An 11678-nucleotide genomic window follows, 5' to 3' on the forward strand; every position below is an offset into this window, starting at 1 on the left:
AGGGGAAAACCGGGGCATTATTCTTTTCGCCCCTTCTTTTTCTGTTCAAACTTTTCAATGTATTCGTTCAGCAGGGAGAGTTGCTTGTCGTCCAACTTCCCTTCTTTGCGAACAGTGGTAGCGAGTTCATGTTCAGCAGCATTTGCGATTTTTCCTTTTTTAAGGATTTTCTCAATAGGGTTGATGCGGACTACTTCGGCAGAAAGGCCGTTTTGCTCCACCTGTTCCCAGAAATAGTCAACATGTTTCCCTGTGCTTTCCTGGAACATGTTAAGAATGTTGTTTTTGGTGATTTTTAGGCTCGCTGCGGTCCTGAACTGGGCTGGCGGATTCAGGATATCTTCTTTCATCTCCTTGTTAAATTTGATGGTATGGCTGATGTTTTGAGGGGTCCAGCCGTCAGGTGGGAATTTTTCGATAGCAGCTATGATCAGGTCAAAAATGGGTGCTATTTTCTGTGCTTCTGAATCGTAATTAAATGACATTAACTATTATTTAGATTGTTTTTCAAAGGTTCCGATGCATTCACGGTTCACCGGTTAGGAGTGCGAAAGATAATCCGGTTTTTTTAAACTGCTTTAAAAAGAAATCCACCATGGGACCAGGGTCATCCGCATACCTGATTGTAAATCAGGAATATGTTGCTTTTTATAAGAATTTGTTACCGCACTTGATACAAGCCTAATTCAGTGAAATTCAAAAAGTTATTTTTTTTGATGCGGGAGGAGAAGGATCAGAGAGGCTCTTTTCTCTATGCTTCTTCGATACTATAAGGGCATTATAAGGTCACTATAAGGGCACCTTAATATCCAATCGATATTGAAGTGCCCTTATAGTGTCGAATTAGTGATGATTTAGTGTTAAAGAAGCACTATGTTTTGGATGGAATGATTAAATTGCTGGTATAACCCCAAAATTGTTTTGTTATGGCTTTAGTAAAAGGTAATATCCTACTTGAACATGTCCGCGGTTCGCTGGGCGATGAAATCACAATTTACGAACGCAATGGGCGGATAATAATAGCCAAAAAGCGCGGACCGTCTAATAAGAAGCCTACGGAGAAGCAGCTGGAGGCAAGGTATAAGATGAAGGTGGCGGCAGCCTATGCCATTGAGATCCTGAAGGATCCGGAGCTGGAGGCGTATTATAAGTCGAAAGCGGGGCCGGGGCAGAATGCTTATAACATGGCTGTGAAGGATGCATATCATTCTCCCGAGGTGCAGGGGATCCGGTTTGAGGAGACAACGGTGGTGGTGACGGCGAAAAATGAGTTCAGGGTAGCGGAGGTAGAGGTAAGGCTGTATGATGCGGCAGAAATCCAGGTGGAGAGAGGAAAGGCAGTACTGGGCAGAAATGGGGTGGATTGGTATTACAAGGCGGCGCATTGGCCGGCAGGGGGGAAGGTGATCATAGAAGTGGTGGATTTGCCGGGGAATGGGACGCTGAGGGAGCTGAGGGTGGAGTGAAATTTCTCTTATTAACCACGCGTTAGCTGGCAGGAGCTGGCAGAAGGTTATTTTTGAAAGAATCGTTTCTTTCAGGTAAAAAACTGCTGCAGGTATGTCGAATTATTTATCATATGCCCATGAAGAGGGATTATTGAATTTGCGTTTTAACGTAAATACGGATCTGAATGGTGCGAAAGAGTGGGATGAGTTGATTGCAAGGGTCCTGCGATTATTTTCATTGGGAGAAAGGAATGTAGGAATTGAGCAGGAACTGAGACAATTAACCCTGGATGAACTCTTTGAATTAAGCCCTGGTGTTGGTGCTGTACAACCTGAAGGCTGGTATGCGGAAAGGTCTACGGAAGAACTGATCCTCATGCTGCTCCTCGCGCGACTGAAATCAAACTATCCTACTATTCCTGTAAATAAATGTCCCAGGTTATTCATCTCGCATCAACGGGCGGATAAAAATTATGCATTGAGAATAGCCCGATTGGCGAATAAAAACAAATTTGCATTTTGGGTGGATGTACTGGATCCAGTGCTTGGCAGTTTACCGGCAATCAATAACAAAAGTACATCTTACCAGTTGCTGATTGCATGTATCATTGAAATGGCGTTGATCAATTGTACCCATGTGATTGCATGTATGACCATTGATGCCGGGAAATCGAGGTGGGTGCCTTATGAATATGGGAGGGTACGTGTGTTGCCCGGGGCATCGGGGAATACGGCTGCCTGGTTGCATCCTGATTTTCCGGCGGCGGATTTTCAGGAGTATATGCTATTGGGAGAGTCTATGAGAAAGGAGAAGGAGATAGAGAATTGGTTAGTGAAGGAGTGGCAGTTGGCGGGGATGATCCATTGTAATGGCCAGGGTGGGGATCAGCTGCTGCTGGAGGAGATGGATGTATTACCTGAAAAAACGACTGCGCAGTTAGCGCAGGATAAGCAATGGCTAAATAACTTTTTTGATAGCGGATTGCCTACACCACGTGCGCTTAAAAAGATAAAGATCATTTTTAAGAAGAACCCTGGTCGTGAGTGAAACATAAGCAGCGTCTCCCCACTGAGACGCTACCTCGTTACCATACCTTCCACCACGGCTTCTCCTCAGCCGGCACCTCATTAATATTACCCTCTGTCTCCATCTTATTCGGATAAAAATGTATAGCAAAACTCTCGTCCGTTTCCCTCACCACTCCCTTGAAGGTCCTACCGTCCCGCTCATACACCTTACCTTTATCAAAATCCGCCATTTTCCAGTTTTTCGAACCTGACTTCATCTGGTCAATATAATGCTGAAAATCCTGATTAATCTCCGTCTGCGTCCTGGGATGACTCACAATCGTCTCCTTCGGCATGGTAGAACTCAACATCTTATACCCGGCATTGATCATGATATCAAAATACCACTCATTCGTCAGTTCTATGGCCGCCGTCGTAAGGGTATCTATAAGCGGCAAAACAGGATCGCTGAATTTTGTCTGCCTGTCTACCTTCAACCTTAGCCCTGTTGACTTAGCCCAATCCGCGCCTTCACCTGTCTCTCCATTCCTGGATACCCCATAAAAGGCAATGACATATTCCAGGTCACCGTTAGGTGTCGCCTCTTCATACATAACAGGTGCTTCCAGGACCTGGTCAGGGATCATTGCAAGCAAGGGATCAAAGAACCTTGGATCATTAAAAAAGCTCATGCCTGAAGTCCGGATCTGCGGCAATCCGCCAACACCATACCTGCAGGTAGTGCCGTTTTTATAGATTTTCATATAAAGGGCATCCTGCCCGCCTGAAGAAACTTTGATGAGGATGAGTTCTACTTCTTGTTTTGTCATGTTGATACATTGTATAGGGACTTGTAATATAGTGGATTATTTTCATGTGTTATAGGCTCACCAAAAGATGTGGGGATTTTAATATTTTCAAGATAGACCAGCTTTCGGTCAGCAATTCCTAAGCCATTGACCCTGTGCAAGTTGATCAGGAAGCTTCAAAAAGATGTTTTCTTTCCCTGGTATGGGGGTGTTGTTAGCCAGGAATCATCCCGGTACAATTACAGTCACACAAAGCCGCCTACTTTTTACCAGAATTCCCTGTAATTTTATCCGGGCATAAAGGCCTTTTATTTCCATGGAAGTCTACATTAACCGGCACCATTTACTGAAAGAAATTGACTATCCGGCCCGATATAAACCCAGGCACCTTTTCAGAACTGCTGCTATCATTTTCGGGATGCTCCTGCTGTTCCTATTGGTGTTTGAGCCATTTGGTGTGTATACACCGGAGCATAAAATGAATTACTTCTTCATATGTGCGCTGCACGCCCTGTCGCCGGCGCTGATCGTATATATTTACTTTCAAACCCTTTACCATTTCAGCGCCGGCAAAAGCTGGACATTACTTACAGAATACCGGCACATCCTGATTATGCTGCTGATAATAGGTGTCGCCAGTTTCCTGATGCGGGACCTCATTTACCAGAATGCCCTCAACTGGTCCATCCATTATTTTTTGGTGGAAATCCGGAACTGCCTGGTAAGTGGCATCTTCTTTTATTTCATTTTGCGACTAGCCGGATTTTATTATGAATCTAAAAAGGGAGATCCCTTCGTTCTTCAGTTTACCCCTTTGAAAGCTGGGGGTACTGCATCCCGGATCTTTATCCGGACACAGGTCAAACAGGACGATTTTAGCCTGGATATCAATCATTTACTTTTTGCAAAGGCTGATGGGAACTACATTCAACTGACCACCATTGATAATGAGCAGGTTAATACTGAACTGAAACGGATTTCCCTGACCCGCTTTGAATCCCAGTTATCAGCTTATCCACAGTTCTTCCGTTGTCACCGTACCAGTTTAGTCAACATCCTGCATATAGAAAAAGTATCCGGCAACTCCCAGGGATACCTGCTGGCATTTAATAACACTGAATCCACGGTACCGGTTTCAAGGGCACAGCTGCAAAATTTCAACAGCCGCTGTGAGGAATTACGGACAAAGCTTGTTGCCCGTCACAATCCTTAGTTACCGGTAACATTCGCTATGGTAAAGCGTTTTGCAGTTGTAGTTTTGTGATATTGATTATTTTAACACAAGACAACTGATTTAATTATGCCGTCTTTATCCGGGGAAAAAAAGCTTTTTTACATTGATAACATCAGGATATTGCTGACCGTCCTGGTTATCCTGCATCACACGGTCATTACTTACAGTGGTACGGGTGGCTGGTATTATATAGAAAGCAGTTCCATCAAAGCAGCCATTATGCCCATGCTGCTGTTTGTATGTATTAACCAGTCCTTTTTTATGGGGTTCTTTTTCCTGCTGGCAGCATACTTCACTGTTGGTTCTTTAGAACGGAAAGGTCCCCGCAAATTTATAGCGGACCGGCTGCTTCGCTTAGGTGTTCCGCTATTGTTTTATTCTATAGTTCTCTCTCCATTATATAGCTACCTCGTATATTATTTTGCACAGGAACATCATATTAGCATCCTGCAATACCTGGGTGGCTATCACAGCTGGGTCAGTTTTGGGGTGATGTGGTTTGTGGCTGCATTATTAGACTTTACATTGATATATGTGGCAGGCAGCAGGTTTTTTAAAACGCCATATGTACAGGTACCTGGTACAGGTGTCATTTTGATCTTTGCGTTGGTGCTGGGGGTATTCAGTTTCCTGACCCGGATTATTTTTCCGGTGGGCTGGGAACTGGAACCAGTGGGCTTCCAGTTAGGGCATTTCCCCCAATATATCGCTTTGTTTATCGTGGGCATCGTGGCTTTCCGGAATAACTGGTTTGAACAGTTATCTGATCGTACTGGTAAACAGTTGACGTGGTCAGCCTGTATTTGCCTGCTGTGCTTCCCGGTATTTATACTTATCAGGAATAAACTACAGGTACCCGCTGAGTGGTTTTCAGGGGGATTTCATTGGGAGTCACTCTTGTATGCGGTATGGGAACAATGGATAGGGATTTCTATCCTGACGGCCTTATTGGTGCATGGCAGAAAGTTCTGGAATGGAAAATCAAACCGGCTCCGGGGCTTATCCCGTTCCGCTTTTGCAGTCTATATTTTCCATCCCCTGGTAGTGATATCACTGTCAATGGCTGTTAGAAACCTGGCCATTGACCCTGCCTATAAATTCCTGCTGATCGCACCCTTTACAGTGGCAGGTAGTTTTTTACTGGGCGCTTTGATTGTAAGAATCCCTCTTGTGAAAAGAATTATTTAGCGTTCATTCTTTTCATTAGCGCTGCTTCAAACTCATAAAATGCTTTATCCAATTGCTGCAATTTCTGCTCTTTCAATGCTGGTGGTAAAAAGCTATAAACAATACTGTTTCTGACCAGGGCTTTGATCTCCACATACCGCAGCGATGGATACCGGGTGGCTAATAATACATATTGTTCTGTTAAATCAGTACGTAACACCGCCGGATCATCTGTGCTGATTACAAGCGGTACATGATGTGTATAATACATGAGCAGGGGATGAGCTTCATTCTTCACATGTAAGATAAATTCATTGCTGCTTAAGTTGATCTCTACTGCGACTTTACGCTGTGCCATCGTATCCAGGAGCTGCAGGCATTGCGCCTCATGGGAGATATCCACACCGTGGCCAATGCGTTGGGCACCTGCTATCATCACTGCCTGACTAATATGATAACGAAGCAGTTCAGGGCGTACCATACCTGCAGCCAGTTCGCCGGCATGCAGGGAATACCTGACCTGCGGATAGTGCCGGTGCAGGTGAGCAAGCATCATCATATGCAGCGTATAATCCCGCATAGAGACTTCGCCGTCTTCCGGTGAAACCAGGTTCACGCCTACAATCAGTGAATCCATACTTGCTGCCTGAAAGGCAGTGAGCAGTTTCCTGTACACGCTGATAGGTGAAGCATTCCTGTTGGCCGACAACTGGTAACGTAGTGTGAATACGCTGTCGTCAACAGCAGCCTGTTGGTGAATCAGGTCCTGTCTACGGCAGAATTTTGCAACAGCATTGGTGATGCCGTTTTTAATCAGCGCCGCATATACTTTTTCGAGGGTATCGCTGACAGCTGCACTGTCTGATAAGCGGGCCCCGGTCATTGACTTTTCCCACATGGCAGCTGCGGATAGGCGGATAGCCGTATCCGGTGCTCCCATGATTGTTTCAATATAAGATACGTTTTCTGCAATGGCTCTTTGTTTGAATTCCTGCAAACCCCGGGGGATGTCGTAGCTTGCTACCGGAGAAAAACCAGCAAAGGTGGAAAAGAAATGCTGATCGCCCGGGCCGGAAAGTTCATTGTAATCCTTGACAGAAATCTTACGTAAATAGGCCTGTTTAAGCGAGTCTGAACCCAGCTCAGAGAGATGTTTCCAGGGAGCTTTGTGTTGGGCACCTGCTGTATCCGTCATTAATGTATGTGGGTTGATCCAGCCATTGCTTTCTGTTAAGATAGCCCAGTAAGTTTCCCCATAGATGGCACCTGAGTAATGATGATGCAGATCTCCTCCTTTGGGCATGGCTGTAAAGAATGCAGTCAGCATAGGAGGATTATTTCTTATCTGCTCAAAGTATTCATTTACCTCTTCGGTAGTGCGATATTGCTGAGGGAGTTCGGTGAATGCCAGGATAGCCAAAAACAGTAATAACAGTAGGTGATACTTATGTAAAGTTTTCATTTCAAAGGGGGTAGATTGCTGCTAAGGTAGTTTAAATAAAGTAACACCGGAAAAACTAACCTGGACCGCGGAGTTCATGTAGTGGTTACTTCCAGGAATATGGGCAGTCTCAATGAATTTTGAATAAATGTCATCAAACTACTTTTGGTACAAGCTCTTATTTTGTATTATTTTGAAGGTGGTCTCACCTGTGTACCCCAGGTACCCGGTTTATCCCCCATTTCCAAAACCAGTTCGCCTCCGTTTACAATGTCCTGGTGCTCCAGCCAGGATTTATCATAGTTTACACCATTCAGCTTCGCTGACTGAATGTAGCTGTTCTTTTTTGAAAGATGATGTGCCACAATAGCGAAGTCCTTCCCGTTTTCCTGGTGAATCACTGTCTTACTAAAATAGGGAGCATTGATCAGGTAATAGGACTGACCTGCATTTGGAAATAATCCCATCATATGAAAATCCAGCCAGGAAGACATGGCACCGGAATCATCATTCCCGGGTAAACCGGCGGCAGAGGTATTGTAACTGCTATCGATAATTTGATGGATCCTGGTAGAACTCAGATCTGGTCTGCCTATCCAGTGGTAGAGGTTAGGTGTGAGGAATGAAGGCTCATTGGAAACGTTATAGTATTTCTTCATAAAGAAAGTATCCAGTCTTTTCCTGAAAGCGTCCTCACCGCCACTTTTCCTAATCAGGGTTTTTACATCATGAGGTACATACAGGGAGTATTCCCATGAACTGGCTTCATAGAAGAAGGCGCACCACCAGCATACACAGTTTGGATAGTCTACAGCCAGGGGATTGTATTGCATCTGTTTGACAGGGGCATTCAGCACAATACAATCAATGGTATCTACCCATCTGCCATTGGGATCTTTTGGAAGTATAAACCCATTGGCCCCATGATCGTCATAGGGTCTCCATAAGTTCTGCCAGTTATCAGACTGCTTTATGAACCTGTCGTACAGGCGATCCAGCTGCAGACCTTTTGCCAGGGTAGCAATACAATAATCATTATACGCATATTCCACGGTACGGGTACCGGCCCTGGGAAAGCGGGTGGACACATAGCCCAGGGTATTGTAGTCAGCCAATCCTCCCCGGCCTTCTTTTTCTTCAATGCCACCGGGCGGTACGTCGGCGTTTTTTAGCATAGCCTGTAAGCCCTGGTTGTAATCAATACCCTGTAATCCTTTTACATAGGCATCTGCAATGAGCACGTCTGCATTGGAGCCTCCCTGTGTACGGCCGTTGTAGTTACCACTACGGGCATCAGGCATATATCCATCCCGGTGATAGATATTGAGCAGGGAATTGACAATGCTCACTTCTCTTGAGGGACTGATGAGTGTAAGTAAGGGATTGGAGGAGCGGAAGGTATCCCAGATAGCATAGAAATCATCATAATAAGGCTCATCAGAGATCCATAAAGGATTCTCCCAGCTTCTGTCAACAGGCATCAGCATGGTATGATAGAGGCCTGTATAGAACATAATCTTTTGTTCCTGAGTGGCGGTGTTATCAATTTCTATCCTGTTTAACAGTTGCTCCCATTTCTGCTGCGTCGATTGCAGTACTTTGTTAAACTGAAAATCAGCTATTTCCTGGTCAAGATTATACCGGGCTTTCTCTGTGCTGATAAATGAAATGCCGATTTTTAGCTGGATGGTATCTCCGGCAGTATTATCAAAGTAAGCGATGGCACCCGTTTTGTCGCCTGAGTCGAATTGGGTATTTTTTCCAGGGAATAATTGTTTGTTCTTCCAGGTAGAAAAGTGATTAAAAGGATGGTCAAAGACTGCGCAGAAATATACTGTATAGGCCATACCGTTATTCCAGCCTCCCCGGATGCGGGTGTATCCCCTGATTTCATTATTGCTTACTACGGTCACTTCAGATCCGACAAACTGCTGTGCTTCACGGGCATCTGGGTCGGGTTTAACCGGTTCGCCCAGGAAGAAGCCGGCATCTACTTTCACTGCCTTGTTACCTTTTTGGGAGAATACAAAGCGGTAAAAGGAGGCTCTGTCTGCCGTAGTCAGTTCTGCTTTGATCTTCCATTTCTCCAGCATGATGCTGTAGTATCCTGCTTTCGCGATCTCTTCACCCCTGGCGGATTCCTGGTAGATGGAGTCAAAGTCGCCCGAGAAGGGCATGACCTGTATATTCCCATATTTGGGGCCGCCGCCGGTACCGCTGACGTGTGTCTGGCTGAATCCCAGGAGGGGTACTTTCTTATCAGCATTGTAACCGCTGTTGCTATGTCCTTTACAATCCGGACCTGGTTTGACCATTCCGAAGGGGGCAGATGGACCTACAAAGATATGTCCATCACCACCTGCACCAATGAAAGGGTCCACGGAGGAATAGCGTGGTGCCTGTGCTGATGTATATTGAAAAAATGCAGCAATGACTGCAAATGAGAGTAAAATCCGCCTCATAACGTATATTTTTTGCTTCGGAAGGGCATAATTATGGTCTTGCCGTAAAGGAAGCCCTGTACAAGATAGGGTGGTCTTTTCTTTTTTTCTAACAGGAGGGGAATAATTTTGCTGGTCTTATCCGGGGGAATATTCAAGGGGCAAACGAAAGTCTGCCTTTGGACTGACGAGAAACATAGATATTACTAATATTTACCATTAGGTTAGTGACTTACTAACATTAAAGAACTATGAAATTATGCTATTACCTGGCCATTTCCATGTTATGTTTTACTGCCTGTAACAGTAGCCAGAGCAAGACACCTGTTAAGAAAGACGGGCTTGTCATCACAGACAAACAATTAGGAACTACTTCCTTGTGTAATATCGGGGAAGTGATAAAAGCACTTACACCTGCCAGGGTGGATACCAGCAGTACGGATTATGAAAAAGGGAAGTGGTATTATGTAAAGGCTGTATTGAAGGATAGTTCTTACCTGCTGTTGGAGACATCCGATCTCAGTTCTGGTAAGGTGATGCGTTTATCAACCAATTCAGCTAAAGTAATTACGACGAGCGGGTATGCAGTTGGTACAACAATTGGCGACCTGTTTGAGAAGAATGAAGAGGTGTTGGTGAAAAAGGAGTATAGCAAGATTTTCTTCAAAATTAAAAAGGACAATGTATCACTTCAGGCGGATGAAAGGTTCTTCCAGGATTTGCCTGCGGAATTGACTTTTGATGCATTTAAGAAATACAGGCAGGTGCCTTTGACATTGCTGGTAGTGACACCGGTTTGTCAGTAATCTTTTTTTGAAGGCCGGGGATTAAAATCTCCGGCTTTTAGCAGATAAACATTAGATAATTATTGGGAGATGCTTCCAGTTACAGATTTCATTGGGTAATTTGCCGCTGAATTTATACCCGTGAAATAAAAATTAATTTAATGTTACTTAAGACATCAACCCTGATTGTTAGCCTTGCATTGGTGACAGTCTACGTAAACGCTCAGACCAATACTTTCCCTGCCAGCGGAAATGCAGGTATTGGTACAATTTCTCCCGCTGCTAAACTGGAAATATCCGATAGTTCTTCCAGTTCAACATCCATTCTTCAATTTTCACAAAAAAGGGATGTACTGGGTACGGTGGGTGCCCTGAAATTTAACGTGTCCGGTACGGAAGTAGGCAGGATAGAATCAGAGAGAATGGTGTCAGGCAACCGCCTGAGTGCCATGAAATTCTTTGTACGGACGGATAGTGGTACCGTTGAGGCAATGCGGCTTTCTCACACAGGGATGCTGGGTTTGGGTGTGAGCAGTCCATCTGCCAGATTCCAGGTAAACACGCCACAGGGTACAGTAATTGCGAAATTCACCCAAACGAATTTGGCAGAGAGTTTAGGATATTTGCAGATAGAAAATGGTACCCAGATTGGAGGCGCTTATATCCCGGCAATACATGGGAAAAGCTATGCTACGACGAGACCATATGGGTTGATGATGATCGGGGAGGCTGAGGATCTTACGCCAACGGCTGCTGATACGGTGGCTGGTGCGATTGTATTGGATGGCAGGTCTAAGAATAGTTCCAGGCTTAGCACCAACAATATTTTCATGGTAAATAGTTATGGGAATAACCTGATGGCAGTAAAGGGGGATGGGAGTGTTGGGATAGGCACTGTCAATACAAAAGGATATAAGCTTGCGGTGAACGGTAGTATGATAGCGACGAAGATGACGGTCAAAAATTTTGGTAGCTGGCCTGATTTTGTATTTGAGAAGGATTATGAGTTAGCTTCGCTGACTGAGGTGGAGCGTTTTGTGAAAGAGAACAAACATTTGCCGGGGATGCCAACGGCGGCAGAGGTGGCGGAGAAAGGTGTGGATGTGGGAGCGATCAATCAGAAATTGTTACAGAAAGTGGAGGAGCTGACTTTGTATATAATAGAGCAGCAGAAAATGATCCGGGAGCTGCAGGAAATGATGAAGAAAAATTAAGGATAAAGCGAAGGCCATGGCTTTCGCTTTGTTGTTTTATAAGTAGCCGGGGAGTATAAAAAATACAAACTAGTTTGTATTGCTATTGGTATATAAATTCGGGAACTTTGTAGGCACTGATTCTTTTGAAG

10 protein-coding genes are annotated in these 11678 nt (G+C 44.7%); 6 read left to right on the plus strand and 4 right to left on the minus strand.

The features are described 5' to 3' along the window. Nucleotides 1-17 precede the first annotated feature (17 nt). A complete protein-coding gene (locus tag DXN04_RS04820; protein ID WP_116852146.1) occupies nucleotides 18-485 on the minus strand; it encodes a hypothetical protein in 468 nt (155 codons plus the stop codon). Between the two features lie 441 nt (nucleotides 486-926). Here DXN04_RS04820 and DXN04_RS04825 point away from each other — a divergent pair, with 441 nt between their 5' ends. Together DXN04_RS04825 and DXN04_RS04830 are read left to right on the plus strand one after the other, a co-directional pair. Beyond that, nucleotides 927-1466: a hypothetical protein gene (locus DXN04_RS04825; protein WP_116852147.1), complete on the plus strand. Its 540-nt coding sequence runs from the start codon at nucleotides 927-929 to the stop codon at nucleotides 1464-1466. 94 nt (nucleotides 1467-1560) lie between these two features. Then, a complete protein-coding gene (locus DXN04_RS04830) occupies nucleotides 1561-2496 on the plus strand; it encodes a toll/interleukin-1 receptor domain-containing protein (protein ID WP_116852148.1) in 936 nt (311 codons plus the stop codon). A gap of 37 nt (nucleotides 2497-2533) precedes the next feature. Here the strand turns inward: DXN04_RS04830 and DXN04_RS04835 are convergent, their stop codons facing one another. Further along, nucleotides 2534-3286, minus strand: a complete 753-nt coding sequence (locus tag DXN04_RS04835) for a hypothetical protein (protein ID WP_116852149.1) — start codon at nucleotides 3284-3286, stop codon at nucleotides 2534-2536. Nucleotides 3287-3581: 295 nt separating this feature from the next. Here DXN04_RS04835 and DXN04_RS04840 point away from each other — a divergent pair, with 295 nt between their 5' ends. Further along, complete coding sequence (locus DXN04_RS04840; protein ID WP_116852150.1) at nucleotides 3582-4478, plus strand: LytR/AlgR family response regulator transcription factor; 897 nt, start codon at nucleotides 3582-3584, stop codon at nucleotides 4476-4478. Between the two features lie 87 nt (nucleotides 4479-4565). Beyond that, nucleotides 4566-5687 (plus strand): acyltransferase family protein, encoded by a 1122-nt coding sequence (locus DXN04_RS04845; protein ID WP_116852151.1) that lies wholly within the window; start codon nucleotides 4566-4568, stop codon nucleotides 5685-5687. On the opposite strand, the gene DXN04_RS04850 is transcribed toward DXN04_RS04845, so the two are convergent. Both DXN04_RS04850 and DXN04_RS04855 read right to left on the minus strand, forming a co-directional pair. Beyond that, entirely contained in the window at nucleotides 5680-7128 is a 1449-nt protein-coding gene (locus DXN04_RS04850; protein ID WP_116852152.1) for an amidohydrolase family protein, read from the minus strand. The genes DXN04_RS04845 and DXN04_RS04850 overlap by 8 nt on opposite strands. 167 nt (nucleotides 7129-7295) lie before the next feature. Next, nucleotides 7296-9569, minus strand: coding sequence for a GH92 family glycosyl hydrolase (locus DXN04_RS04855; protein ID WP_116852153.1), 2274 nt, complete (start codon nucleotides 9567-9569; stop codon nucleotides 7296-7298). 230 nt (nucleotides 9570-9799) lie between these two features. On the opposite strand from DXN04_RS04855, the gene DXN04_RS04860 reads away from it, so the two are divergent. Further along, nucleotides 9800-10354: a hypothetical protein gene (locus DXN04_RS04860; protein ID WP_116852154.1), complete on the plus strand. Its 555-nt coding sequence runs from the start codon at nucleotides 9800-9802 to the stop codon at nucleotides 10352-10354. Between the two features lie 140 nt (nucleotides 10355-10494). Continuing rightward, nucleotides 10495-11547: a hypothetical protein gene (locus tag DXN04_RS04865; RefSeq protein WP_116852155.1), complete on the plus strand. Its 1053-nt coding sequence runs from the start codon at nucleotides 10495-10497 to the stop codon at nucleotides 11545-11547. Nucleotides 11548-11678: the final 131 nt, after the last annotated feature.

It is taken from the genome of Chitinophaga silvisoli (assembly GCF_003412465.1).
GTDB lineage: Bacteria > Bacteroidota > Bacteroidia > Chitinophagales > Chitinophagaceae > Chitinophaga > Chitinophaga silvisoli.

Excerpts from the sequence above, each read along its gene's own strand:
- DXN04_RS04860 (WP_116852154.1), top strand. The coding sequence starts at position 9,800 with ATGAAATTATGCTATTACCTGGCCATTTCCATGTTATGTTTTACTGCC.
- DXN04_RS04830 (WP_116852148.1), top strand. The coding sequence starts at position 1,561 with ATGTCGAATTATTTATCATATGCCCATGAAGAGGGATTATTGAATTTG.
- DXN04_RS04835 (WP_116852149.1), bottom strand. The coding sequence starts at position 3,286 with ATGACAAAACAAGAAGTAGAACTCATCCTCATCAAAGTTTCTTCAGGC.
- DXN04_RS04850 (WP_116852152.1), bottom strand. The coding sequence starts at position 7,128 with ATGAAAACTTTACATAAGTATCACCTACTGTTATTACTGTTTTTGGCT.
- DXN04_RS04820 (WP_116852146.1), bottom strand. The coding sequence starts at position 485 with ATGTCATTTAATTACGATTCAGAAGCACAGAAAATAGCACCCATTTTT.
- DXN04_RS04845 (WP_116852151.1), top strand. The coding sequence starts at position 4,566 with ATGCCGTCTTTATCCGGGGAAAAAAAGCTTTTTTACATTGATAACATC.
- DXN04_RS04825 (WP_116852147.1), top strand. The coding sequence starts at position 927 with ATGGCTTTAGTAAAAGGTAATATCCTACTTGAACATGTCCGCGGTTCG.
- DXN04_RS04855 (WP_116852153.1), bottom strand. The coding sequence starts at position 9,569 with ATGAGGCGGATTTTACTCTCATTTGCAGTCATTGCTGCATTTTTTCAA.
- DXN04_RS04840 (WP_116852150.1), top strand. The coding sequence starts at position 3,582 with ATGGAAGTCTACATTAACCGGCACCATTTACTGAAAGAAATTGACTAT.
- DXN04_RS04865 (WP_116852155.1), top strand. The coding sequence starts at position 10,495 with ATGTTACTTAAGACATCAACCCTGATTGTTAGCCTTGCATTGGTGACA.